We start from the raw sequence: 23463 nt of genomic DNA, 5'->3' as shown, positions 1-23463 counted from the left end.
ACTGGTGAAGACCCGTCTCAGTGGTGATCCTCAACCACCCCTCCGACCAGGAACATTGAGGTCACCGGGGCAGCTGGGCCCCGCACTCTCGCAGGGGGAAGACATCATGAACGCATCCGCGCGCACGCTGATCGCCGCCGCTCTGGTCCTCGGTGTCGTGTCCGGCCCGGCGGTCGCCCACGCCGCTCCGGGTCCCGCTCCGGGTCCCGCTCCCGCTCCGGCTCCGGCTCCGGCTCCGGCTCCGGCTCCCGTGGCGGATCCCGTGGCGGTGGGTGCCGTCGCACCGGCCGTCCCGACCCCGCCGAACGCGGCGGCGCTGGAGCGGGCGATCGCGGGACTCGGTCCGCAGAATCCTTACGCGACGGCCGCGCTGGTCCGCGTGGGTGGGACGAGCGGCAGCTGGAAGGGCAGTTCCGGCGTGGCCGACATCCGTACGGGGCGCGGGCCGGTCGAAGGCGCCCGGTTCCGGGCCGGTTCGGTGACGAAGACCTTCACCGCGGCGGTGGTGCTGCAGTTGGCCGCCGAGGGCAGGGTGGATCTGGACCGGCCGGTACAGGAGTACCTGCCGGGCCTGCTGTCAGGGGATTTCGAGCCGGTCAGCGTGCGGCAGCTGCTGAACTACACGAGCGGCATCCGACCGGCCGACGGTCCGGGGGACTCCTTCGAGGAGCAGTACGCCCACCGGTTCGATGTGGTCGATCCGCGCGCGCTGATCGCCAATGCCGTGGCGAAGGGGCCGGAGTTCCGGCCGGGCGAGAAGCAGCACTACCTCAACATCGACTACACGATCCTGGCCGTGCTGATCGAGAAGGTCACGGGCACGACGTACGAGCGGGCTCTGACCACCCGGATACTGAGGCCCCTGGGCCTGCACCACACCTCGGTGCCGTCCCGTGAGCAGAACCGGATATCCGGCGCGCACCACCACGGATACCAGGCGGTGTCGCGGCCCGACGGCTCGCGGGAGCTCGTCGACGTGACCGACTGGAACTCCTCCGCCAACTGGGCCGCCGGGGACCTGATATCGACCACCGCGGACCTGGAGAGGTTCACCGTGGCCCTGTTCGGCGGCCGGGTGGTGCCGAAGGCGCAGCTGGAGGAGATGTTCACGGTGCCCCGGGTGAAGGACTTCGAGTCCGGCGAGGACGCCGCGCAGACGGCGGGGCTGAAGCGGCTGGTGTTGCCGGACGGCACGGTGACCTACGGCAAGACGGGCTCCCGGTACGGCTACAGCACCGTGATCGGCGGGACGCGCGACCTCTCCCGCACGCTGGTCTACTCGGTCAACTCCACGGACGCGAAGGGCCGGGACATGAACGAGGTGACCTTCGGCATCGTGATGGCCGCCTTCACTGAGCAGGCATCGCCTCAAGGCGCTTGATCATGCGGCGCAGGATCAGCAGCGGGATCACCCCGAAGACGCCGAACGACATGTCGATGACGCTCCAGTACAGGGGTATGCCGCGGATCGGGCCGCAGATCAGCGCCAGCGGGATGATTCCGGCGCAGGCGACCATGCCGGCCTCGACGATCCAGATGTTGCGGACCGGGTCCCGGTACACGCCGTAGAAGAAGACGGCGATGACGAGATGGGCGAAGGCGAGCCAGTCGGTCCCGTAGAGGAGGAAGGGGTATTCGGCGTCGGCGCGGTCCAGTCCGTCACCCACCCGTCGCAGCCACTCGTTGTCCAGCAGGGCGTTGGCCCAGTGGAGCTCGCTGACCAGGGGGAAGGCCGTGAGTCCGCTCAGCACGAGGCAGACGAGGAACAGGGTCAGCCAGGCACGGATCCGCCGCTGAAGGGCGCTTCTCTCGCTCATGGAAGGAAGCGTACAGCGAGAATTGAACATGTTCAGCCATTCTGTGAACGCGTTCAACTCGGCGGCCGGGTCGTGGTCAGAGCCCCACGATCGCGTTCCAGCGCCGAGCGAGGGAGCGGCGCTCGGCCGAAGAGATGTCCCTGGCCACGACGAGCCGCTTGCGCATGTCGCCGTCGGGGAAGACCAGCGGATTCTCGGCCAGTTCGGCGGTCTCCTTGTCGCCGGAGCCGGCCAGCACCTCGCGGGCGGCCGGGACCGGGCAGACGTAGTTGACGGAGGCGGCGAGCTCGGCCGCCACCTCCGGGTCGTAGTAGTGGTCGATCAAGGCCTCGGCATTGGCCTTGTGCCGGGCCAGGTTGGGCACGAGGAGGCTCTCCGCCCAGAGTTCGGCCCCCTCCTCCGGCACCACGAACTCGATGTCCGGGTTGTCGGCCTGCAACTGGATGGCGTCGCCGGAGTAGGCCTGGCAGGCCAGGACGTCGCCCTTGCTCAGATCGGAGGTGTAGTCGTTGCCGGTGAAGCGGCGGATGTGCTTCTTGCCCACCAGGCTCTCGACCCGGTCGCACATCCGGTGGAAGTCGGACTCCGTCCAGCGGGTGACGTCCACCCCTTCGCCCTGCATCAGCAGCGCGAAGGACTCGTCGAGGCCGGAGAAGAGGGTGACCTTGCCCGCGAGGTCCGGCTGCCAGAGGTCCCCGACCGACTTGATCTCCCGGCCCAGGGCCTTGCGGTTGTAGGCGATGCCGGTGATCCCCGACTGCCAGGGGACGGTGTGGAGCCGGCCCTCGTCGAAGGCCGGGGACCGCAGCTGCGGGTCCAGGTACTCGGCCACGTTGGACTGCGCCGAACGGTCCATCTTCTGGGCCCAGCCCAGGTGGACGAAGCGCGCGGCCATCCAGTCGCTGACCACGATCAGGTCGTGGCCCGTCTCCTGGTGGTTCATCAGGGCCGGGCTGACCTTGCCGAAGAACTCGTCGTTGTCGTTGATCTCCTCGGCGTACCGGACCTCGATGCCCGTCCTCCCGGAGAAGGCCTCCAGAGTGGGACGGCGCTCCTCGTCCTCCTCGTCGGTGTCGATGTACAGCGGCCAGTTGGAGAAGACGACGCTCCGGTCACTGCCGGACCGGTCGACGCCTTCGCGCCGGCCCTCGGGGACGTAGGCGGCGGGAACCCCGCAGCCGGTGAGGGCGGCCAGCAGGCCCGTGGCACCGAGGCCGCGCAGCGCCGCGCGGCGGGAGAAGGCGAGTTCAGGCATGGGCTCAGCCTCGGTGAACGCGAAGGGGCGGGCAATAGACATGTTGTCTACTGCCCGCCCCTTCGACGCTGTGCTGTGACCGATGCGGCCGATCAGCCGTCGAGCGAGGTCATGACGTGCTTGATGCGCGTGTAGTCCTCGAAGCCGTAGGCGGAGAGGTCCTTGCCGTAGCCGGACTTCTTGAAGCCGCCGTGCGGCATCTCGGCGACGAGCGGGATGTGGGTGTTGATCCACACGCAGCCGAAGTCGAGGCTCTTGGACATCCGCATCGCCCGGCCGTGGTCCTTGGTCCACACCGAGGAGGCGAGGGCGAACTCGACGCCGTTCGCGTACTCCAGGGCCTGGGCCTCGTCGGCGAAGGACTGGACGGTGATGACGGGGCCGAAGACCTCGTTCTGGATGATCTCGTCGTCCTGCTTGAGGCCGGAGACCACGGTCGGGGCGTAGAAGTAGCCCTTCTCCCCGACCTGGTGGCCGCCCGCCTCGACCTTGGCGTGGGCGGGGAGGCGCTCGATGAAGCCCGCGACCTGCTTGAGCTGGTTCGGGTTGTTGAGCGGGCCGTACAGCACGTCCTCGTCGTCCGGCTGGCCGGTCTTGGTGTCGGAGGCGGCCTTGGCGAGCGCGGCCACGAACTCGTCGTGGATCGACTCGTGCACGAGCACGCGGGTGGCGGCGGTGCAGTCCTGGCCGGCGTTGAAGTAGCCGGCGACCGCGATGTCCTCGACGGCCTTCGCGATATCGGCGTCCTGGAAGACCACGACCGGAGCCTTGCCGCCGAGCTCCAGGTGAACGCGCTTGACGTCCTTGGAGGCGCTCTCGGCGACCTGCATGCCCGCGCGCACCGAGCCGGTGATGGAGGCCATCGCCGGGGTGGAGTGCTCGACCATGGCCTTGCCGGTCTCGCGGTCACCGCAGATGACGTTGAAGACGCCCTTGGGCAGGACGGAGTCGATGATCTCCGCCATCAGGACGGTGGAGGCCGGAGTGGTGTCCGAGGGCTTGAGCACCACGGTGTTGCCCGCGGCGATGGCCGGCGCGAACTTCCACACGGCCATCATCATCGGGTAGTTCCACGGCGCGACCTGGGCGCAGACACCGACCGGCTCACGGCGGATGATCGAGGTCATCCCCTCCATGTACTCGCCGGCCGAGCGGCCCTCCAGCAGCCGGGCGGCGCCGGCGAAGAAGCGGATCTGGTCCACCATCGGCGGCAGCTCCTCGCTGGCCGTGAGGCCCAGCGGCTTGCCGGTGTTCTCCGACTCCGCGGCGACGAGCTCGTCCGCGCGCGCCTCGAAGGCGTCCGCGATCTTCAGCAGCGCCTTCTGGCGCTCCGAGGGCGTGGTGTCACGCCAGCCCGGGAAGGCCGCGGCGGCTGCGGCCATGGCGGCGTCGACATCGGCCTGGCCCGAGAGCGGGGCGGTGGCGTACACCTCGCCGGTGGCCGGGTTGACCACCTCGGTGGTCCGCCCGTCGGCGGCGTCCTTGAACTCCCCGCCGATGTAGTTGCGCAGACGACGCAGTTCGGTGGTCACTACAGCCACACTCCTGATCACATGTCCAACGATTGAGACGAATCCCAAGCCTAGCCTCTCGGCGGACGCTTTCGACAGACCCGGATGCCACGACCTACGAAATCAGTGAGATCAGAGTCGCCAGACAACGGATTTCATCGATTCCGTCTTGCGGAACAGACGACTCCTCGTGCACAGTGAGGTCGTGGTCAGTCGAAGCGCAGATTCCAGGAACAGACAACCGTCCCCTTCGGTCGATGCTGTGTCCCTGGCGATCATCGAGCAACTGCAGGAGGACGGTCGTCGTCCATATGCGTCGATCGGCAAGGCCGTCGGCCTGTCCGAGGCGGCTGTGCGCCAGCGCGTGCAGAAGTTGCTCGACCAGGGCGTCATGCAGATCGTCGCCGTCACCGACCCCCTCACCGTGGGCCTGCGGCGCCAGGCCATGGTCGGCATCAACGTCGAGGGTGACCTCGACCCGGTGGCCGACGCCCTGACCGCCATGGCCGAATGCGAGTACGTGGTGATGACCGCGGGCTCGTTCGACCTGATGGTGGAGATCGTCTGCGAGGACGACGACCACCTGCTGGAAACGATCAACAAGAAGATCCGCACGCTCCCCGGCGTGCGGACGACCGAAAGCTTCGTCTACCTGAAGCTGAAGAAGCAGACCTACATGTGGGGAACTCGATAGCCCGTGAGCCAGGACCTCTCCAAAACCGCGTACGACCACCTGTGGATGCACTTCACCCGCATGTCGTCCTACGAGAACGCGCCCGTCCCCACCATCGTGCGTGGTGAGGGCACCTACATCTTCGACGACAAGGGCAAGCGCTACCTCGACGGTCTCGCCGGACTGTTCGTGGTCAACGCGGGTCACGGCCGCAAGGAACTGGCCGAGGTCGCCTACAAGCAGGCCCAGGAACTCGCGTTCTTCCCCATCTGGTCGTACGCGCACCCCAAGGCGGTGGAGCTCGCCGAGCGCCTCGCCGACTACGCCCCGGGCGACCTGAACAAGGTCTTCTTCACCACCGGTGGCGGCGAGGCCGTCGAGACCGCCTGGAAGCTCGCCAAGCAGTACTTCAAGCTGCAGGGCAAGCACACCAAGTACAAGGTCATCTCCCGTGCGGTCGCCTACCACGGCACCCCGCAGGGCGCCCTGTCCATCACGGGTCTGCCGGCCCTGAAGGCCCCCTTCGAGCCGCTGGTCCCCGGCGCGCACAAGGTGCCGAACACCAACATCTACCGCGCCCCGATCTACGGCGACGACCCCGAGGCCTTCGGCCGCTGGTGCGCCGACCAGATCGAGCAGGAGATCCTCTTCGAGGGCGCGGACACCGTCGCCGCCGTCTTCCTGGAGCCGGTGCAGAACGCCGGCGGCTGCTTCCCGCCGCCGCCCGGGTACTTCCAGCGGGTCCGCGAGATCTGCGACGAGTACGACGTGCTGCTCGTCTCCGACGAGACGATCTGCGCCTTCGGCCGCCTCGGCACGATGTTCGCCTGTGACAAGTTCGGCTACGTCCCGGACATGATCACCTGCGCCAAGGGCATGACCTCGGGCTACTCCCCGATCGGTGCCTGCATCGTCTCGGACCGCCTCGCGGAGCCGTTCTACAAGGGCGACAACACCTTCCTGCACGGCTACACCTTCGGCGGCCACCCGGTCTCCTCGGCGGTCGCGCTGGCCAACCTCGACATCTTCGACAAGGAAGGCCTCAACCAGCACGTGCTGGACAACGAGGACGCCTTCTTCTCGACGCTGAAAAAGCTGCACGACCTCCCGATCGTCGGCGACGTCCGCGGCAACGGCTTCTTCTACGGCATCGAGCTCGTCAAGGACAAGGTCACCAAGGAGTCCTTCACGGACGAGGAGACGGAGCGCGTGCTCTACGGCTTCCTCTCCAAGGCGCTCTTCGAGAACGGCCTGTACTGCCGGGCCGACGACCGCGGCGACCCGGTCATCCAGCTGGCCCCGCCGCTGATCGCCGACCAGGGCACCTTCGACGAGATCGAAGGCATCCTGCGCTCGGTGCTCACCGAGGCGTGGACCAAGCTCTAGGCAGTGGCCGGACCGGGCGTCGAGCCGTCCGGTGCCGCAATGGTCCGACCACACGGCCCGGATCCTCCGTTCGAGTGAGAACGCGGGGGTCCGGGCCGTGTGCTGTCAGCATTCAAGACGTTCATCTCTTTACATCTCAGTGCGGCGCCAGTGACCGAAGGGGCTCCGCTTCGTTCCCCCCGGACGGAGGTGTACGCCATGGTGGCTCCACGGGACACGGCCCCACCCGACAGCGCCCTGCCCCAAGACGATCTGCTCTGGGCGCGTTCCCTTCACTACTCCCACAGCGGTTCCCCCGGCCTCACCGATGTCTCCGTCGGAGTCCGCCAGGGCGAGATCCTGGCCCTGACCGGCCCGCGCGGCAGCGGGAAGACCACGCTGCTGCGCTGCCTCTCCGGACAGCTGCGGCCCGAGCAGGGCGAGGTCTGGTTCAACAGCATCCCCGTGCACACCCTGGGCACCGTGGCCCGCGAGCGGCTGCGCCGCGGGCGGTTCGGCTGGATCGGCCCCGAGCCCCAGCTGCTGCCCGAGCTGAAGGTGTGGGAGAACGCCGCCCTGCCGCTGCTGGTCGCCGGCGCCTCCCACCGCGCCGCCAAGCACGCCGCCTGCGAATGGCTGGACCGCCTCGACATCGGCGGCTTCGCCCGCAAGCGCCCCGGCGCCCTGACCCGGGCCGAGTGCCAGCGAGTGGCACTGGCCCGGGCGCTGGTCAGCGTGCCCGCGGTGATCTTCGCCGACGACCCCACGGCTCCGCTGCACCGGGCCGAGCGCGCGCTGCTGCTCCGTACGCTGACCACCGCGGCCCGCTCCCACGAGATCACCGTGCTGCTGGCCACCCACGACGAGGAGGCGGCGGCCGTCGCCGACCGCCGCCTGGCCCTGATCGACGGCCGCACCGACGCGGCCGCGGGGCCCCTGGCCCCCGAGACCACGGAGGACCAGGCCGCGTGCTCGCTCTCCGCCTAGCCCGCGGCTCCCGCCCGCTCGTCCAGCTGCGCCGGCTCCTCGTCGCCGCGGCCTCGGCCGGTACCGGGTTCCTGCTGCTCTACGTGCTCGCCGGGGCGGTGGCCCGGCCCGCCGGATCGTTCCCCCGCATGCTGTGGGCCCTGGTCCCGCTGGCCGCCACGGTCCACTTCGCCCTCGCCGTGGCCCGGACCGACCCGGCGACCCGGCCCCGGGAGGGGCTGGACGCCGCCGGGCTGGGGCCCGTCCGGCTGGGTCTGGTCGCGGCGCTCTCCACCGCCGTCGCCTGCACCCTGGGCAGCGCCCTGGCCCTGGCCGCCTTCCTCCACCTGCGCGGCGATCTGGCCGGGCTGCCCTTCGACGGAGCCGGGGCCGGGCTGCTCCACGCCGACCAGCCGCTGCCCCTGGCGGCTGCCCTGACCCTCCTGGTCCTGCTCCCGCTGACCGCGTCGGCCTGCGCCGCCGCCGACGCCCTTCGCCGGCGTCGCCCTTCGCCGGCCCCGCGGACCGGGCTGCCCTGGGGCATCGCGCTGACCGCCTGCGGCCTCGCCGTCGAGGCGTACGCGGGGCGGAGCGGGCCGGGCATGCTCGCCGGCTGGTCGCTGACCGCGACCGGCCTCGCCCTCGCCGGACCCGGCCTGGCCTACACGTGCGGCACGCTGGTCCAGGCCGTGCGCCCGGGAGCGCTCCGGCTGCTGGCCGGGCGGGCCCTCCAGGAGGAGGCTCCCCGGCTCGGCCCGCCCCTCGGGGTGCTCTGCGCGGTCGGGGCGGGCGCCCTCACCGCTCTGGCCCTGCCCGACCGGGGCGCGCTGCTCGTCCCGCTGGGGCCGCTGACCGGGCCGGCCGCGGCCCTGGTCGCCGCGTGCGCCGCCGCGACCCTTCTCACATCCGCGGTGGAGGCCCGGCAGCGCCGCGCCGCCGCCCGCGAGGCCCTGCTCGACCTCGGCGCGCCCGCCAAGGTCCTGCGTACGGCCGCGAGTTTGCGGGCAACCGTCCTGCTCGCCGTCTGCGTACCGGTCAGCTGGGGTGTGGCACAGCTGACGTCGCTGGCACTGACCCGCTGAACGGGCAGCCCTTAGGGTGGGCCGAATGGTCAAAGCAGACATCGAGATCGAGACGCTCGCAGAATTCGACCGGGTCGTGGCCCGCGGCTCGCTCGGCGGATACCGGATCCAGTCGGTCAACCTGCTGGAGCGGACCTTCGCCCTGCTGTCCGCGGACACCTCGGCAGCCGTTTTCCTGGGCTGCGCGATGGAACCCGACGCCTCGGCGAAGGTCCGAGCCGACGGCGCCCTGGTCTTCCCGCCCGTGCCGGACCTGCCGTTCAACCCGTACCGGAGCCTGCTGTACACGCCCGAGGAGTTGTTCGCCGGGCTGCCCGGCGGGTACGAGGCCACTCCCGACGCCCAGACCCACGCGTGGTTCGAGGAGACCAGGGCGGACGGCGACCTGTTCTCCTCGATGCTGCGCTCCCTCCACGACGACGCCGTCTCCGACGCCCTCGACGAGCACCTCGCCGGTGCCCGGGTGGTCGGCGTGATGGGCGGCCACGCCGTGTCCCGGGGCAATGCGGAGTACCGGGGCGCGGCCGAACTGGGCCGGCTGCTGGCCCGGGCCGGCTTCACGGTGACCACCGGCGGCGGCCCCGGCGCGATGGAGGCCGCCAACCTCGGCGCGTACCTGGCACCGGCCCCCGACGAGGCCCTCGCCGAAGCCCTGGAGCTGCTGGCGAAGGCCCCGTCCTTCGCCCCGTCGGTGTCCGACTGGGCGCAGGCGGCGTTCGCCGTGCGCGACCGGTGGCCCGGTGGCGGCGACTCGGTGGGCATCCCGACCTGGTTCTACGGTCACGAGCCGCCGAACGCCTTCGCGGGCCACATCGGGAAGTACTTCGCGAACGCCACGCGCGAGGACGGGCTGCTGGCGCGGTGCACTGCGGGCGTGGTGTTCCTGCCGGGTGCGGCGGGCACGGTCCAGGAGGTCTTCGACAACGCGACGCCGAACTACTACGCGTCGCGGGGCGAACCGGCGCCGATGGTCCTGGTCGACCGGGACCACTGGACCGAGCACCTCCCGGTCTGGCCCCTGCTGCGGACGCTGGCGCGCGGCCGGGCGATGGAGTCCAGGATCGCCCTGGTGGACTCGGTCGACGAGGTTGCGGACGCGCTCGCGTCGATGAGCTGAGCTCCGGAGGCAACTTCCCGGCCCGTTCTCACGTCTGGCAGAGGTACCGCAAAACCTGCCAGACGTGAACGGAGCCCTTGGTGCTCATAGGACTGCTGACCGCTGTCGCGGCGTCCATCTGCTACGGGACGGGATCCGTCCTCCAAGCCGTGGGATCACGCCGCGCCGCCCGGATGTCCCCGTCCGCCGCCGGCGTGACGGCGCACGGCGGCCCCAACCTTTCGTCCACCGCCAAGGCGGCGATGACCTGGGAGTTCATCGTCGGCACGATCCTGGACTTCGTGGGCTTCGGGCTGGGCGCGCTCGCGGCCCGGATGCTGCCGCTGTTCCTCTCCCAGACCGTGATCAGCGCCAATCTGGTGATCACGGCCGTGCTGAGCGTGAAGATGCTGGGCATCCGGCTGAGCCGCAAGGAGTGGACCTCCATCGGGGTGGTCTGCACGGCGCTGGTGCTGCTGGCCACGGCGGCGGGCCACGAGGGCGGCCACCACGCCCCGATGGCCACGCACTGGTGGCTGCTGGGGATCACCCTGCTGCTGATGCTGGGCGGCACCGTGGCCGTGCGGCTGCTGGGCGGCGGGGCGGCGATCCTGGCGGGGCTGCTGTCGGGCCTGGGCTTCGGCGCGCTGGGCGTCGGCGTCCGGATCCTGGACGGCGTCGACCCCTTCGACCTCGGCACGATGCTCTTCGACCCGGCGCTGTACGCCATCGTGGTGGCGGGCGTCGGCGGCATGTACCTGCACACGGTCGCCCTCCAGATCGGCTCGGTGAACGGTGCGACGGCGGCCCTGGTCGTCGGCGAGACGGTCCTGCCGGGCGCGATCGGCGTCCTGTGGCTCGGAGACGCCTCCCGCCCGGGCCTCGCCTGGCTGGCGGCCCTGGGCTTCGTCCTGGCCGTGACCGGCGCGGTGGCCGTCGCCTGGTACGGCAAGCACGAGGGCTCCGACGTGGGGGCGGACGCCCCGGTCCCCGAGCCGGTGGGGTAGCCGGGCCGGTCAACCGGCCGGCCGGTTCACCCGGTCGGCCGGTCCCCGATGGTGGCGGAGCCGCGCCTGCCGCTTGCTGGACGGGGGAGAAAGCGAGGGTTCATGGAACCCACGACCGAGCGGCTGCGGACCCCGCGCGCCGCGGGACTGGCCGGAGTCGGCTTCGCGCTGCTGCTCGCGACGGCGATCGTGCTGGTGCGGACCGCCCTCCCGTCGGGGAACGCGGCCGACGCGGAGATCGATCCGGGCCGGCGCTGGGCGGTACGGGTGGCCCTGGAGATCGTGCCCTTCGCGGGGATCTTCTTCCTTTGGTTCATGGGCGCCCTGCGCGCCCATACCGGCGAGGCCGAGGACAAGTTCGTCGCCACCGTGTTCCTCGGCAGCGGGTTCGTCTTCGCCGCCACCCTGTTCGTCGCCGCCGGGGCGGCGGGCACCGTGCTCGCGGAGAACACGCCCTCCGACTTCGGCCGCCACTACGCGTACACGATCCTCGCGACCTACTCCATGCGGATGGCCGCCGTCTTCGTCTTCGCGACCTCGACGATCGGGCGGCGGCTCGGGGTCTTCCCCAGGCCGCTGGCCGTGTTCGGAACCGTCGTCGCGCTGGTCCTGATCGTCATCGGCTCCGGTGTGCCCTGGTCCGAGCTGGTGTTCCCGGCCTGGGCTCTCGTCATCAGCGTCCACATCCTGCGAAGGCGGCCTTGACCTTTGCGTCTGCCGTCCCGCAGGCCGTCACCGGCTCCCGCGTGCATGCTGGATGAGGGGAGGGCACGGGGCGGGGGGCTCGGGGACGACGGGAATCACGCGGATGATCGGGCCACGGAAGGGCGGGTCTTTCATGAGACTTGTCGTCGACCTCAATCGCTGCCAGGGATACGCGCAGTGCGCCTTCCTCGCTCCCGACGTGTTCGCCATGCACGGGGACGAGTCGCTGCTGTACAACCCGGAGGCGGACGAGGAGCAGCGCGAGAACGTCGCGCGTGCCGTCGCCGCCTGCCCGGTCCAGGCGATCCTCGTCGAATACGACGCGCCGGACGGGCCCGTACTCGCCGCGGAGGTGCGCGGTGAACGGTGACGGAAGCCTGGAGCGCCTCAAGCGCGACGGCCGCATCGTCGTCGTCGGCGCCTCCCTGGCCGGCTTGCGGGCGGCCGAGACCATGCGCGAGAAGGGCTTCACCGGTTCGCTCACGATGATCGGTGACGAGCCCTACGAGCCGTACGACCGGCCCCCGCTGTCCAAGCAGGTCCTGCTGGGCATGGCGCGGGCGGACCGCACGGCCCTGCCCCGTCGCCGCGACATCGACGCGAAGTGGCGGCTCGGGGTCCCCGCCACCGGCCTGGACATGGCGGGCCGTCGGGTCCGGCTCGCCGACGGCGACGAGGTGGAGTACGACCGCCTGCTCATCGCCACCGGCGTACGGGCCCGGCCGTGGCCGAACGAGGAGGAGGGAGCGCTCGACGGCGTCTTCGTCCTGCGCACCCGCGACGACGGCGCCGCGCTGGAGCGCAGCCTCGCGGCCGGTCCCCGCCGGGTCCTGGTCATCGGAGCCGGTTTCACCGGGTCCGAGATCGCGTCCGCCTGCCGCGAGCGGGGCCTGGCGGTCACCGTCGCCGAGCGGGGCAACGCCCCGCTGGTCGGCGCGCTCGGCGGGGTCATCGGGGAGGTAGCGGCCGAGATGCACCGCGAGCACGGGGTGGACCTGCGTACCGGGGTGATGGTGACCGGGCTGGAGGGCGACCCCTCCGGGCGCGTCCGCGCCGCCCACCTCTCCGACGGCGCCACCGTCGAGGCCGACGTGGTGGTCGTCTCGCTCGGTGCGCAGCGCAACACCGAATGGCTCGCCGGATCCGGACTGGGTGCGGGACCCCGCGGCATCGCCTGTGACGCGGGCTGCCGGGCCTTCAACATCTGGGGCATCGTCACCGACGACATCTATGTGGCGGGTGACGTGGCACGCTCCCCGCACGCGCTCTTCGGGTACCAGTTCCTGTCCCTGGAGCACTGGGGCAACGCGGTCGCCCAGGCCGAGACGGCGGCGCACAACATGCTCAGCGAGGGCATGGACCGCCGCCCCCACGTGTGGGTCCCGGCCTTCTGGTCCTCCCAGTTCGGGGTGAACATCAAGTCCGTCGGCGTCCCCCCGATGGGCACGGAGATCCTCATCACGCAGGGCTCGCGCGGCGAGCGCAGGTTCAGCGCCGTGTACGGGTACCAGGGGCGCGTCATCGCCGGCGTCACCTTCGACCACTGCCGCTGGCTGCCGTTCTACCAGCACCTGATCGAGACCACCGCACCGTTCCCGCCGCCGTTCACCACCGTGGACCGCAGGCCGGAGGGGCAGAGGCCGATGCCCGCGGACTTCCCCGACCCGTCGGTGCCCACGCACGGCCCGACCATCACCCTCAGCGGCTACTCGCCGGCCGACCGGAAGATGACCTTCACCCCCGCGCGCCACTGACCGCGCCGCGCCCTCCCCCGAGGACCACGAGGACCTGTCATGACACAAGCCATCCTGCGGGAGATCATCGACTACGCGAACCGCGCCGATCCGTATCCGCTGTACGAGGAGCTCCGCAAGACGCCGGTGTCCCACGACGGGGACGGGCCGTACGTCATCAGCACGTACTACGAGATCCAGAGCCTCCTGCACGACCCCCGCATCAGCTCCGACCGGCGCAACCTGACGCCGACGGCGGGTGATCCGCTGGCCCAGACCGGGGAGGAGGAGGGGGAGACGGCCCTCCCGCCGTCCTTCCTGGGCCTCGACCCCCCGGAGCACGACCGGCTGCGCCGGATGACGAACCGGCCCTTCGGGCCGCCGCACTCCCCGCACCGGGTCCACGACATGCGCGGCGAGCTCAAGGGCATCGTCTCCGGGCTCGTCGACGGCATCGTCGCGGCTGACGGGCTGGACCGGATCGACCTGGTCGACCAGTTCTCCTACCCCTTCCCGGTCTCGGTGATCTGCCGGCTGCTCGGTGTGCCGCCCGAGGACGAGCCGCGGTTCCACGTCTGGGCCGACACCCTCGCGGCCAGCCTGGACCCCGACCCGGACGCCGATCCCTCCCAGCGCCACAAGGGCTCGCAGGACACCCGGATGGAGCTCGGCATGTACCTGGCCGGGCTGATCGAGGAGCGCCGCAAGAACCCCGGCGACGACATGCTGTCCCACCTGGCGACCGCGGACACCCCGGACGGCACGATGACGACGATGGAGATCCTCAGCACCTCGGCCCTCCTGCTGATCGCGGGCCACGAGACCACCGTCAACCTCATCACCAACGGGATGCTGACCCTGCTGCGCCACCCGGAGATCCTCCAGCGGCTGCGCGAGGACCCGGGCCTGGCCGTCCCCATCGTCGAGGAACTGCTCCGCTACGAACCGCCGGTGCAGCTGCTGCCCCAGCGCAGCCCGCTCGCCGAGATCGAGGTCGGCGGAGTCACCATCCCCAAGGGCGCGTCGCTCTGGCTGATCCTCGCGTCCGGGAACCGCGACCCCAAGCGGTTCGACCACCCGGACCGCTTCGACCCGGACCGCGGGGACATCCAGCACCTCGGTCTGGGCAGCGGGATCCACAGTTGCTTCGGGGCTCCGCTGGCCCGGCTGGAGGCCCAGCTGGCGCTGAGCGAGCTGGCCCGCAGGCTGGAGAACCCGCAGCTGCTGGAGGACCCGCCCCCGTACCGTCAGAACGCGGTCCTGCGCGGCCCGCGTCACCTGCCCGTCTCCTGCGACGGCATCCGCCCGTAGGGGGTGTCGTCCGGACAGGTCGTCCGCGTCAACCGGAGCCCGGGGCGTCCGCCGGGAGTACGACCACCTCCGCGGGGGCGAAGGTCACCGCGACCCGGTCCCCCACGGCGGGCGCCCCCGCCAGCCCGCACTCCGCCTCCAGCACCGGACCCGTCTGCGGCCGCAGCCGCAGGGCGACGTGCGTTCCGCGGAAGGTCCGGGAGACCACCTCGCACCGCAGGCCGTCCGGCCCCAGCACGACCCCCGCCGGGCGGATCAGCAGCTGCCGCTCCCCGTCCGCCTCCCCCGCGGGGACCGGCACCTTCCCCCACGGGGTCCCCGCCGCGCCGCCCGACACCACGGCCGGCACCACGTTCTCGAAGCCCAGGAACCGCGCCACGAACTCCGACGCGGGCCGCTGCCACACCTCCAGCGGGGTACCGGCCTGCGCGATCCGCCCGTCGCGCATCACCACCACCCGGTCGGCCAGCGCGAAGGCCTCCCCCTGGTCGTGCGTGACGGCCAGCACGGTCGTGCCCAGCCGGGAGAACAGCCCCCGGAGCTCCACCACGAGGCGCTCGCGCAGCCCGCGGTCCAGCTGTCCCAGCGGCTCGTCCAGCATCAGCAGCCGCGGGGACGGGGCCAGCGCCCGGGCCAGCGCGACCCGTTGCTGCTCGCCGCCCGACAGGGAGGCCACCGCCCGCTTTCCGGCTCCGGGGAGCCCGACCAGCTCCAGCAGCTCCGCGACGCGGTCCTCGCGGGCGCTCTTCGAGGAGTCCCGCATCCGCAGCCCGAAGGCGACGTTCCCGCCGACGTCCCGGTGCGGGAAGAGCTGGTGGTCCTGGAACATCAGGCCGACGCCCCGGCGGTGCACGGGCACGGCCGCCTGGTCCGCGCCCGCCAGCAGCACCCGCCCCGCGGACACCCGCTGGAGACCGGCGACGACCCGCAGCAGCGTGGACTTGCCGCTGCCGCTCGGCCCCAGCACGCACACGATCTCGTGTGCGGCGACCCGCAGGTCCACGCGGTCCAGGGCGTACCCGCCCGTCCGCTCACCGAAGCGGACCGACACCCCCTCCAGCTGAAGCAGCGTCATCAGAATTCTCCGGAGGTCTTGTCGGGTCGCAGTCGCTCCAGCACCAGCAGGGACACCGCGCACACCAGCATCAGAATCGTGCTCAGGGCCATCGCCTGCCCGTAGTTCAGCTCGCCGGCCCGTCCCAGCAGCCGCGCCACGGCCACCGGCAGCGTCGGCCGGTCGGGCCGGGCGATGAAGACGGTCGCGCCGAACTCGCCCAGTGAGACCGCGAAGGCGAACCCGGCCGCGATCAGCAGGGCCCGCCTCACCAGCGGCAGGTCCACCTCCCGCCACGCCCGCAGCGGGGAGGCGCCGAGGACGGCGGCCGCCTCCCGCAGCCGCGTGTCGACGGCGCGCAGGACCGGCAGCATGGTCCGCACGACGAAGGGCACGCCCACCAGCGCCTGCGCGAGCGGCACCAGGATCCACGAGGTCCGCAGGTCCAGCGGCGGCTCGTCCAGGGTGATCAGGAAGCCGAACCCCACCGTCACGGCGGACACCCCGAGCGGCAGCATCAGCAGCGCGTCAAAGCCCCGTACGAAGCGGCCCGCGCGCCTGGTCAGCGCGGCGGCGGCGAGGCCTCCGACGGTCAGGGCGATGGCGGTGGCGGCGAGCGCGTACTGGAGCGAGTTCCAGACCGCCTCCAGCGGCGGCACCAGGAACGTTCCGCCACCGGCGCCCGTCTCCTGCAGTGCCCGGTAGAAGCCGAAACCGTATCCGCCGGGAACGTCGAAGGACCGTTCCACCAGGACGCCCAGGGGCAGCACGATCAGCAGCGCGACCGTCAGCAGCACTCCGCCCAGCAGGGCGCGCTGCGCCCAACCGCGCGGCGGGTGGGCCGTGCGCGCCGGGTCCACGAGCCGCAGCGCGGTCTCCCGCCGGCGCACCGTCCGGGCGTGCACGGCGAGGATCCCGCCGATCGCCGCGAACTGCACCATCGTCAGCACGGCGGCCGTGGACAGGTCCAGGAGCTGCGCGGTCTGCCGGTAGACCTCCACCTCCAGGGTGGAGTAGGAGGGCCCGCCCAGGATCTGAACGACGCCGAAGGAGCTGAAGGTGAACAGGAACACCATCAGCGTGGCGGCCGCCACCGCCGGGGCCAGCGCGGGCAGCGTCACCAGCCGCCAGGCGGCGAACCGTCCGGCGCCCAGCACACGGGCGGCCTCCTCCTGGCGCGGGTCGAGCTGCGCCCAGAGCCCGCCGACCGTCCGGACGACGACGGCGTAGTTGAAGAAGACGTGCGCCAGCAGGATCGCCCACACGGTGGTGTCCAGCCGGACGCCCCACAGCTCGTCCAGCAGCCCGCCCCGGCCGACCAGCGCGAGGAAGGCCGTACCGACCACCACGGTCGGCAGCACGAAGGGGACGGTGACCACCGCCCGCAGCAGCTGTTTGCCGGGGAAGTCGAAGCGCGCGAAGACGTACGCGCCGGGGAGTGCGATCACCAGCGTGAGCGCGGTGGAGGCGAGCGCCTGCCAGGTGGTGAACCACAGCACGTCGGCGATGTCGGGCCGGGCGAGCACCTCGCCGATCCGGCCGAACTGCCAGCCTTCGTCGGTCTTGAGCCCGCGCCCGACGATCGCGGCGACGGGATAGGCGAAGAACAGGCCGAAGAAGACGAGGGGTACGGCCATCAGGGCGAGGTGCGAGGCCGTGGCCCGGCCGGACCCACGGGTGGCGGGTACCGGCGCGGCGTCCCCCGGCGCCGCGCGCGGAACCTTCGTACCGCTTACTTCACGACCAGTGCGGTCCATGCCTTGACCCACTGCTCACGGTTCTTGGCGATGGTCTCGGGAGCGACGTTCTCGGGCTTCTCGATCACCACACCGTGCTTGGTGAACAGCTCCGGCAGGGAAGCGTCCTTCACCACCGGGTTCACGAACATCTGCAGCGGCATGTCCTCCTGGAACTTCTTGCCGATCAGGAAGTCCACGAGCGCCTTGCCGCCCTCTTCGTTCTTCGCCCCCTTCAGCAGACCCGCGAACTCGATCTGGCGGAAGCAGGTGCCGGTGGAGACGCCCGTCGGGGCCTCGGCCGGCTGCGGCTCGCCGTACAGCACCTCGACCGGCGGGCTGGAGGCGTAGGAGACGACCAGCGGGCGGTCGCCCTTGGCCTTCTTGCCGCCGGCGGAGCCGGAGAAGCGCTCGTTGTAGGCCTGCTCCCAGCCGTCGACGACCTCGACGCCGTTGGCCTTGAGCTTGCTCCAGTAGTCCTTCCAGCCCTCCTCGCCGTACTTGCCGACGGAGGCGAGCAGGAAACCGAGGCCGGGCGAGGAGGTCGCGGCGTTCTCGGTGACCAGCAGGTTCTTGTACTCGGGCTTGACCAGGTCGTCCAGCGTCTGCGGCGGGGCGAGCTTCTTGTCGGCGAAGTAGGCCTTGTCGTAGTTGACGCAGATGTCACCCGAGTCGATCGGCGTCACCCGGTGCTCCTTGTCGAGCACGTACTCCGGCTTGACCCCGGCCAGGCCCTTGGCCTCGTACGGCGTGAAGATGCCGTTGTCCAGGGCGCGCGAGAGCAGGGTGTTGTCGACGCCGAAGAAGACGTCGCCGCGAGGGGTGCCCTTGGTGAGGATCTCCTGGTTGAGCGCCGCGCCTGCGTCCCCCGACTTCAGCACCTTGACGGTGTAGCCGCTCTGCTGCTCGAACTCCTTGAGGACCGTGTCGGTCACGTTGAAGGAGTCGTGGGAGACGAGCGTGACGGTCTTGGACTTCGGGGCGTCGCTCGCGCCCGCGGGCTTGTCCTTGGCGTCCTCGCCGCAGGCGCTGAGCGTGGCGACGCCCAGCGCGGCCGCGAGCGCCGCGCCCGCGATCCTCTTGGTGGTGCTCACTGGTGAATTCCTCCTGGGATGTCCAGGAGAAGACGCGGCCCCGCCCGGCGCTCTGCGGGAGCGGACGCCGGGCAGGGCGCAACAGCTTGAGTGGTGACCGAACTTCCTACCCCGAATGACCGGGGCGAGGTTCAGAGGGTCTGCGGATGACGGATACCGCACTCTCAGCGCTGTGGCGCTCCCCTGTCGGAATATGAAATTGGTTCGGCCACAGGGTACCCCGTGACCGATCGTGACCGGTCAGAACCGGAACCTAGCGCTCCGAAGCGGCCAGCTGACCGCACGCGCCGTCGATCTCCTGGCCGCGGGTGTCCCGGACGGTCACGGGGACCCCGTGCCGGGCGATGGCCTCCACGAAGGCCCTCTCGTCCTCGGGCCGCGAGGCGGTCCACTTGGAGCCGGGCGTCGGGTTCAGCGGGATCAGGTTGACGTGGACGCGCTTGCCCTTGAGCAGCTTGCCCAGCAGGTCGCCCCGCCAGGCCTGGTCGTTGATGTCGCGGATCAGGGCGTACTCGATGGAGATCCGGCGGCCGGACTTCTCCGCGTACTCCCAGGCCGCACCGAGGACCTCGCGGACGTTCCAGCGGGTGTTCACGGGGACCAGGGTGTCGCGCAGCTCGTCGTCGGGCGCGTGCAGCGAGACCGCGAGGCGGCACTTGAAGCCCTCGTCGGCGAAGCGCAGCATGGCCGGGACCAGGCCGACGGTGGAGACGGTGATGCCGCGCTGCGACAGGCCCAGGCCGTCGGGCTCCGGGTCGGTGAGGCGGCGGATGGCACCGACCACGCGGTTGTAGTTCGCCAGCGGCTCACCCATGCCCATGAAGACGATGTTCGACAGCCGCGCCGGGCCGCCGGGGACCTCGCCGTCGCGCAGCGCGCGCATGCCGTCGACGATCTGGTGCACGATCTCGGCGGTGGACAGGTTGCGGTCCAGGCCCGCCTGGCCGGTGGCGCAGAACGGGCAGTTCATGCCGCACCCGGCCTGCGAGGAGATGCACATGGTGACCCGGTCGGGGTAGCGCATCAGCACGGACTCGACGAGCGTGCCGTCGTGCAGCTTCCACAGGGTCTTGCGGGTGGTGTCGTCGTCGCAGCTGATGTGCCGGATGACGTTCATCAGCTCCGGGAGGAGCTCCTGCTGGAGCTTCTCGCGGGACCCGGCGGGGATGTCGGTCCACTCGGCCGGGTCGTGCGCGTAGCGCGCGAAGTAGTGCTGGGAGAGCTGCTTGGCCCGGAACGGCTTCTCGCCGATCGCGGCGACCGCCTCACGGCGCTCCTCGGGAGTGAGGTCGGCGAGGTGCCGGGGCGGCTTCTTGGCTCCGCGCGGGGCGACGAAGGTGAGCTCTCCCGGAACAGGGCGGGCCATGGCAGGTACTCCTTGTAAGACGAAAGGCGCGCCGCAGAAGCAGCGCGCCTTCCAAGAGTAAACCGCCCGGCGTGTTACGACGCCTTTCCGCAGGTCAGCCCGTACCGACGAACGCGGCCAGCAGCAGCCACACCACTGGAGCGGTCGGCAGCAGCGAGTCGAGCCGGTCCATGATGCCGCCGTGGCCCGGGAGCAGGGTGCCCATGTCCTTGATGCCCAGGTCCCGCTTGATCATCGACTCGCCGAGGTCACCCAGCGTGGCGCTGACCGCGACCGCCAGCCCCAGCAGCAGGCCCTGCCACCAGGAGCCGCCGTCGATCAGGAACTCCATGCACAGCGCACCGGCGGCCATCGCGAACGCCACCGCGCCGAGCAGGCCCTCGCGGGTCTTTCCGGGGCTGATGCGCGGCGCGAGCTTGGTCTTGCCGAAGCGCCAGCCGACCGCGTAGGCCCCGGTGTCGCTGACCACGGTCAGCAGCAGGAAGGTGATCACCCGCTGCGGCCCGTCGTCGGCGGTGAGCAGCATCGCGACGAACGTGGCCAGGAAGGGCACGTAGAACGCCGCGAAGGCACCCGCCGTGACGTCCTTGAGGTAGTCCTCCGGCGGCTCGGTCATCCGCCAGACCAAGGCCGCCAGCACGGTCAGGGCCATGGCCACCCAGGCGCCCTCGGCACCGCGGACGTATCCCGCGATGACCATGGCCGCGCCACCGACGGCGAGCGGGACCAGCGGGGCCTTGATGCCCTTCTTCTCCTGCAGCCGGGAGGTGAGCTCCCACAGACCGACGACGACCGCGACGACGATGACGCCGACGAAGACCGCCTTGACGATCAGCAGCGAGGCGAAGATGACCGCGCCGAGGCCGACGCCGACCCCTATGGCGGCACGCAGGTCCCGCCCCGCCCGCTTCTTCGGCGGAGGCGAGGAGTCCTGCGGCTGCGGGGCATGCGGGGGCGGGGGGCTGGGCATGGGCTCCTGCGGCGGCGTCTCGGCGCGGAAGAGGAGGCCGCCGTCCGGGACGGCCCCCCGATCGCGTGCTTCCCGGTCGTCGAAGTCACGGCCGGCGGCATCGGGCACGATGGGCATGGGCCGAGTGTGCGGGCCCACCTGCGCATCGTATGCGGGACCCGCCGGAACTGGCTCCGGCTGCCAGGAAGAGTCGTTCATCAGACTTCGAGCAGCTCGGCTTCCTTGTGCTTGAGCAGCTCGTCCACCTGCGCGACGTACTTCGCGGTGGTGTCGTCGAGCTCCTTCTCCGCGCGGCGCACCTCGTCCTCGCCGGCCTCCTTGTCCTTGACCAGCTTGTCAAGGGCGTCCTTCGCCTTGCGGCGGACGGCGCGCAGGGAGATCTTGGAGTCCTCGGCCTTGGTGCGCGCGACCTTGATGTACTCCTTGCGGCGGTCCTGCGTCAGCTCGGGGAAGGTCACCCGGATGATGCTGCCGTCGTTGCTCGGGTTCACACCGAGGTCGGAGTCGCGGATGGCCTGCTCGATGTTGCGCAGGGCGCTCTTGTCGAACGGGGTCACGATCGCCATGCGCGGCTCGGGCACCGAGAAGGACGCGAGCTGGTTGATGGGCGTGATGGCGCCGTAGTATTCCGCCACGATCTTGTTGAACATCGCCGGGTGCGCACGGCCGGTGCGAATCGCGGCGAAGTCTTCCTTGGCGACGACGACGGCCTTTTCCATCTTCTCCTCGGCCTCGAGGAGGATCTCTTCGGTCACCACGTGCTCCTGCATGTCTTGAATGGATGGGTCAGGCGGGCGGGGCGGACGGGTCCGGTCCGGGCTCGGTCCGGCAGCGGACTGCTCAGGCCCGGGTTCCCTGGTCGCTGACGAGCGTGCCGATCTTCTCACCCTTGACGGCGCGCGCGATATTGCCCTCGGCGAGCAACTCGAAGACGAGGATCGGCAGCTTGTTGTCACGGCACAGCGTGATGGCGGTCGCGTCCGCGACCTTGAGGTCGCGGGAGAGGACCTCTCCGTACTCCAGCGCGTCGAACTTCACCGCGTCCGGGTTCTTCTTCGGGTCGGAGTCGTAGACCCCGTCGACACCGTTCTTGCCCATGAGCAGGGCCTCGGCGTCGATCTCCAGGGCGCGCTGGGCGGCCGTGGTGTCGGTGGAGAAGTACGGCATGCCCATGCCGGCGCCGAAGATGACGACGCGGCCCTTCTCCAGGTGCCGCACGGCGCGCAGCGGGATGTACGGCTCCGCGACCTGACCCATGGTGATGGCGGTCTGCACGCGGGAGTCGATGCCCTCCTTCTCCAGGAAGTCCTGGAGGGCGAGGCAGTTCATGACCGTGCCGAGCATGCCCATGTAGTCGGACCGGGCCCGGTCCATGCCGCGCTGCTGGAGTTCGGCGCCGCGGAAGAAGTTTCCGCCGCCGATCACGACGGCGATCTCCGCGCCGTCACGGACCACCGCGGCGATCTCGCGCGCGATGGCGTGGACGACGTCGGGGTCGACGCCCAGTCCTCTGCCACCGGAGAAGGCCTCGCCCGACAGCTTCAGCATGAAGCGGCGGCCCTTCTTGTCCTGGTCGCTCTTGTCGTCGGATGCGGTGTGGGGGTCCACGCCCTGATTCATGGGAGATCTCCTCGTGCACATACGAAGAAGGCCATTGCCGGTGGGTCCTCGCGGTTCCCTCTGCGGCAATGGCCTCCTCGTCAGATCTGCGGTCGCCTCGCGCAAGCGCGGACGACTGCTTCAGACCCTACCGGGGTCCGGTGTCCGTTCGCGTACGGACGGACTCAGATGCCGACCTTGATGCGGCTGAAGCGCTTCAGGGTGACACCGGCCTCGTCCAGAACCTTCTGGACGGACTTCTTGTTGTCGAGAGCGTACGCCTGGCCCAGCAGGGTGGCGTCCCTGAAGAAGCCGTTGATGCGACCCTCGACGATCTTCGGCAGGGCGGCCTCGGGCTTGCCCTCCGCGCGGGTGACCTCTTCGGCGATGCGACGCTCGGACTCGACCTTCTCGGCCGGAACGTCTTCCTTGGAGAGCCACTGCGGGGCGAACGCCGCGATGTGCTGCGCGATGCCGCGGGCGACCTCGGCGTTCTCCTTGTCGAGCTCGACCAGGACACCGATCTGGAACGGCAGGTCGGGCATCGTGCGGTGCATGTACGACGCCACGTAGGCGCCGGAGAACTGCGCGAAGCGGTCCAGGACGATCTTCTCGCCGAGGTTGGCGTTCGCCTCGTCCACGAAGGCCGTGACGGTCTTGCCGGGCTCGATCTCGGACGCGAGCAGCGCCTCGATGTCGGCCGGGGAGGTGGCGGCGACGTGCGCGGCCAGCTGGTTGGCGACGGCCAGGAACTTCTCGCCCTTGGCGACGAAGTCCGTCTCGCACTTCAGCTCGACGAGCACACCGGAGGTGTTGTCATCGGCGATCAGGGAGACGACGGCACCGTTCTCGGCAGAACGGCCCTCGCGCTTGGCGACGCCCTTCTGACCCTTGATGCGGAGGGCCTCCTGGGCCTTCTCGACGTCGCCGTCAGCCTCGACCAGCGCGTTCTTGCAGTCCAGCATGCCGGCGCCGGTGAGCTCGCGGAGCTTCTTGACGTCAGCGGCGGTGTAGTTCGCCATGAGTCTGTGATTCTCTCTCGAAGTCGTAGATCTACGGGTGAACGGCGGAGGCGCCGCGCCGTGGGCGCGGCTCCCCCGCCGTCATCGTCCGTGCTGTGAGT

At 70.6% G+C, this 23463-nt stretch carries 22 protein-coding genes and 1 riboswitch; of the genes, 11 read left to right on the top strand and 11 right to left on the bottom strand.

Annotated elements, in window-relative coordinates; genetic code table 11:
- Positions 1–106: 106 nt before the first annotated feature.
- Positions 107–1381 (top strand): serine hydrolase domain-containing protein, encoded by a 1275-nt coding sequence (locus ACFCZ1_RS20325; RefSeq protein WP_376679654.1) that lies wholly within the window; start codon positions 107–109, stop codon positions 1379–1381.
- On the opposite strand, the gene ACFCZ1_RS20320 is transcribed toward ACFCZ1_RS20325, so the two are convergent.
- The 3 genes from ACFCZ1_RS20320 to ACFCZ1_RS20310 all read right to left on the bottom strand — a co-directional run bounded on the left by ACFCZ1_RS20320 (position 1350) and on the right by ACFCZ1_RS20310 (position 4604).
- The gene (locus tag ACFCZ1_RS20320) at positions 1350–1817 is read right to left on the bottom strand and encodes a hypothetical protein (RefSeq protein WP_376679653.1); all 468 of its coding nucleotides are present in this window, start codon (positions 1815–1817) and stop codon (positions 1350–1352) included. The genes ACFCZ1_RS20325 and ACFCZ1_RS20320 overlap by 32 nt on opposite strands.
- Positions 1818–1893: 76 nt before the next feature.
- On the bottom strand, positions 1894–3072 hold the full coding sequence (locus tag ACFCZ1_RS20315) for a PotD/PotF family extracellular solute-binding protein (protein WP_376679652.1): 1179 nt from the start codon (positions 3070–3072) through the stop codon (positions 1894–1896).
- A gap of 92 nt (positions 3073–3164) precedes the next feature.
- Positions 3165–4604: a gamma-aminobutyraldehyde dehydrogenase gene (locus ACFCZ1_RS20310; RefSeq protein WP_376679651.1), complete on the bottom strand. Its 1440-nt coding sequence runs from the start codon at positions 4602–4604 to the stop codon at positions 3165–3167.
- 169 nt (positions 4605–4773) lie between these two features.
- Here ACFCZ1_RS20310 and ACFCZ1_RS20305 point away from each other — a divergent pair, with 169 nt between their 5' ends.
- The 10 genes from ACFCZ1_RS20305 to ACFCZ1_RS20260 all read left to right on the top strand — a co-directional run bounded on the left by ACFCZ1_RS20305 (position 4774) and on the right by ACFCZ1_RS20260 (position 14521).
- Positions 4774–5277, top strand: coding sequence for an Lrp/AsnC family transcriptional regulator (locus tag ACFCZ1_RS20305; protein ID WP_362131488.1), 504 nt, complete (start codon positions 4774–4776; stop codon positions 5275–5277).
- Between the two features lie 3 nt (positions 5278–5280).
- Positions 5281–6642, top strand: a complete 1362-nt coding sequence (locus ACFCZ1_RS20300; RefSeq protein ID WP_376679650.1) for an aspartate aminotransferase family protein — start codon at positions 5281–5283, stop codon at positions 6640–6642.
- Between the two features lie 198 nt (positions 6643–6840).
- Positions 6841–7608 (top strand): ABC transporter ATP-binding protein, encoded by a 768-nt coding sequence (locus ACFCZ1_RS20295; RefSeq protein ID WP_376679649.1) that lies wholly within the window; start codon positions 6841–6843, stop codon positions 7606–7608.
- Positions 7590–8669, top strand: a complete 1080-nt coding sequence (locus ACFCZ1_RS20290; protein ID WP_376679648.1) for a hypothetical protein — start codon at positions 7590–7592, stop codon at positions 8667–8669. Before ACFCZ1_RS20295 ends, ACFCZ1_RS20290 begins: the two co-directional genes overlap by 19 nt.
- A gap of 25 nt (positions 8670–8694) precedes the next feature.
- On the top strand, positions 8695–9786 hold the full coding sequence (locus ACFCZ1_RS20285) for an LOG family protein (protein ID WP_376679647.1): 1092 nt from the start codon (positions 8695–8697) through the stop codon (positions 9784–9786).
- A gap of 80 nt (positions 9787–9866) precedes the next feature.
- On the top strand, positions 9867–10772 hold the full coding sequence (locus ACFCZ1_RS20280; protein WP_376679646.1) for a hypothetical protein: 906 nt from the start codon (positions 9867–9869) through the stop codon (positions 10770–10772).
- 102 nt (positions 10773–10874) lie between these two features.
- The gene (locus ACFCZ1_RS20275) at positions 10875–11477 is read left to right on the top strand and encodes a hypothetical protein (RefSeq protein WP_376679645.1); all 603 of its coding nucleotides are present in this window, start codon (positions 10875–10877) and stop codon (positions 11475–11477) included.
- Between the two features lie 133 nt (positions 11478–11610).
- Complete coding sequence (locus tag ACFCZ1_RS20270; RefSeq protein ID WP_376679644.1) at positions 11611–11847, top strand: ferredoxin; 237 nt, start codon at positions 11611–11613, stop codon at positions 11845–11847.
- The gene (locus ACFCZ1_RS20265) at positions 11837–13231 is read left to right on the top strand and encodes an NAD(P)/FAD-dependent oxidoreductase (RefSeq protein WP_376679643.1); all 1395 of its coding nucleotides are present in this window, start codon (positions 11837–11839) and stop codon (positions 13229–13231) included. Before ACFCZ1_RS20270 ends, ACFCZ1_RS20265 begins: the two co-directional genes overlap by 11 nt.
- Positions 13232–13270: 39 nt before the next feature.
- Entirely contained in the window at positions 13271–14521 is a 1251-nt protein-coding gene (locus ACFCZ1_RS20260) for a cytochrome P450 (RefSeq protein ID WP_376679642.1), read from the top strand.
- Positions 14522–14549: 28 nt separating this feature from the next.
- Here ACFCZ1_RS20260 and ACFCZ1_RS20255 read toward each other — a convergent pair whose 3' ends face one another.
- From ACFCZ1_RS20255 to tsf, 8 genes are all read right to left on the bottom strand, one after another.
- Entirely contained in the window at positions 14550–15596 is a 1047-nt protein-coding gene (locus ACFCZ1_RS20255; RefSeq protein ID WP_376679641.1) for an ABC transporter ATP-binding protein, read from the bottom strand.
- Positions 15596–17212: an ABC transporter permease gene (locus ACFCZ1_RS20250; RefSeq protein WP_376679706.1), complete on the bottom strand. Its 1617-nt coding sequence runs from the start codon at positions 17210–17212 to the stop codon at positions 15596–15598. Before ACFCZ1_RS20250 ends, ACFCZ1_RS20255 begins: the two co-directional genes overlap by 1 nt.
- Positions 17213–17307: 95 nt before the next feature.
- The gene (locus tag ACFCZ1_RS20245) at positions 17308–18405 is read right to left on the bottom strand and encodes a thiamine ABC transporter substrate binding subunit (RefSeq protein WP_376679640.1); all 1098 of its coding nucleotides are present in this window, start codon (positions 18403–18405) and stop codon (positions 17308–17310) included.
- 85 nt (positions 18406–18490) lie between these two features.
- A riboswitch (TPP riboswitch) is annotated at positions 18491–18600 on the bottom strand.
- Between the two features lie 58 nt (positions 18601–18658).
- Positions 18659–19771 (bottom strand): 23S rRNA (adenine(2503)-C(2))-methyltransferase RlmN, encoded by a 1113-nt coding sequence (rlmN, locus tag ACFCZ1_RS20240; RefSeq protein ID WP_376679639.1) that lies wholly within the window; start codon positions 19769–19771, stop codon positions 18659–18661.
- Between the two features lie 94 nt (positions 19772–19865).
- Positions 19866–20939, bottom strand: a complete 1074-nt coding sequence (locus ACFCZ1_RS20235) for a phosphatidate cytidylyltransferase (RefSeq protein ID WP_376679638.1) — start codon at positions 20937–20939, stop codon at positions 19866–19868.
- The gene (frr, locus tag ACFCZ1_RS20230) at positions 20939–21496 is read right to left on the bottom strand and encodes a ribosome recycling factor (RefSeq protein ID WP_030016386.1); all 558 of its coding nucleotides are present in this window, start codon (positions 21494–21496) and stop codon (positions 20939–20941) included. Before frr ends, ACFCZ1_RS20235 begins: the two co-directional genes overlap by 1 nt.
- Positions 21497–21581: 85 nt before the next feature.
- On the bottom strand, positions 21582–22361 hold the full coding sequence (gene pyrH, locus ACFCZ1_RS20225) for a UMP kinase (protein WP_073913371.1): 780 nt from the start codon (positions 22359–22361) through the stop codon (positions 21582–21584).
- Between the two features lie 164 nt (positions 22362–22525).
- Positions 22526–23362 carry a translation elongation factor Ts gene (gene tsf, locus ACFCZ1_RS20220; protein ID WP_376679637.1) on the bottom strand — a complete coding sequence of 279 codons (837 nt, stop codon included), beginning with the start codon at positions 23360–23362 and terminating at the stop codon, positions 22526–22528.
- Positions 23363–23463: the final 101 nt, after the last annotated feature.

The sequence above is a fragment of the Streptomyces sp. NPDC056224 genome (assembly GCF_042267665.1).
In the GTDB taxonomy this organism is placed as follows: Bacteria; Actinomycetota; Actinomycetes; order Streptomycetales; family Streptomycetaceae; genus Streptomyces.
Note: the sequence above shows the minus strand (reverse complement) of the source record. Positions and strands in the feature narration are given on the sequence as shown.

What these genes read in the sequence shown, in the direction of transcription:
- ACFCZ1_RS20325 (WP_376679654.1), top strand. Translation starts at nt 107, where the DNA reads ATGAACGCATCCGCGCGCACGCTGATCGCCGCCGCTCTGGTCCTCGGT.
- ACFCZ1_RS20320 (WP_376679653.1), bottom strand. Translation starts at nt 1,817, where the DNA reads ATGAGCGAGAGAAGCGCCCTTCAGCGGCGGATCCGTGCCTGGCTGACC.
- ACFCZ1_RS20315 (WP_376679652.1), bottom strand. Translation starts at nt 3,072, where the DNA reads ATGCCTGAACTCGCCTTCTCCCGCCGCGCGGCGCTGCGCGGCCTCGGT.
- ACFCZ1_RS20295 (WP_376679649.1), top strand. Translation starts at nt 6,841, where the DNA reads ATGGTGGCTCCACGGGACACGGCCCCACCCGACAGCGCCCTGCCCCAA.
- ACFCZ1_RS20285 (WP_376679647.1), top strand. Translation starts at nt 8,695, where the DNA reads ATGGTCAAAGCAGACATCGAGATCGAGACGCTCGCAGAATTCGACCGG.
- ACFCZ1_RS20275 (WP_376679645.1), top strand. Translation starts at nt 10,875, where the DNA reads ATGGAACCCACGACCGAGCGGCTGCGGACCCCGCGCGCCGCGGGACTG.
- ACFCZ1_RS20270 (WP_376679644.1), top strand. Translation starts at nt 11,611, where the DNA reads ATGAGACTTGTCGTCGACCTCAATCGCTGCCAGGGATACGCGCAGTGC.
- ACFCZ1_RS20260 (WP_376679642.1), top strand. Translation starts at nt 13,271, where the DNA reads ATGACACAAGCCATCCTGCGGGAGATCATCGACTACGCGAACCGCGCC.
- ACFCZ1_RS20255 (WP_376679641.1), bottom strand. Translation starts at nt 15,596, where the DNA reads ATGACGCTGCTTCAGCTGGAGGGGGTGTCGGTCCGCTTCGGTGAGCGG.
- ACFCZ1_RS20250 (WP_376679706.1), bottom strand. Translation starts at nt 17,212, where the DNA reads ATGGCCGTACCCCTCGTCTTCTTCGGCCTGTTCTTCGCCTATCCCGTC.
- rlmN (WP_376679639.1), bottom strand. Translation starts at nt 19,771, where the DNA reads ATGGCCCGCCCTGTTCCGGGAGAGCTCACCTTCGTCGCCCCGCGCGGA.
- ACFCZ1_RS20235 (WP_376679638.1), bottom strand. Translation starts at nt 20,939, where the DNA reads ATGAACGACTCTTCCTGGCAGCCGGAGCCAGTTCCGGCGGGTCCCGCA.
- pyrH (WP_073913371.1), bottom strand. Translation starts at nt 22,361, where the DNA reads ATGAATCAGGGCGTGGACCCCCACACCGCATCCGACGACAAGAGCGAC.
- tsf (WP_376679637.1), bottom strand. Translation starts at nt 23,362, where the DNA reads ATGGCGAACTACACCGCCGCTGACGTCAAGAAGCTCCGCGAGCTCACC.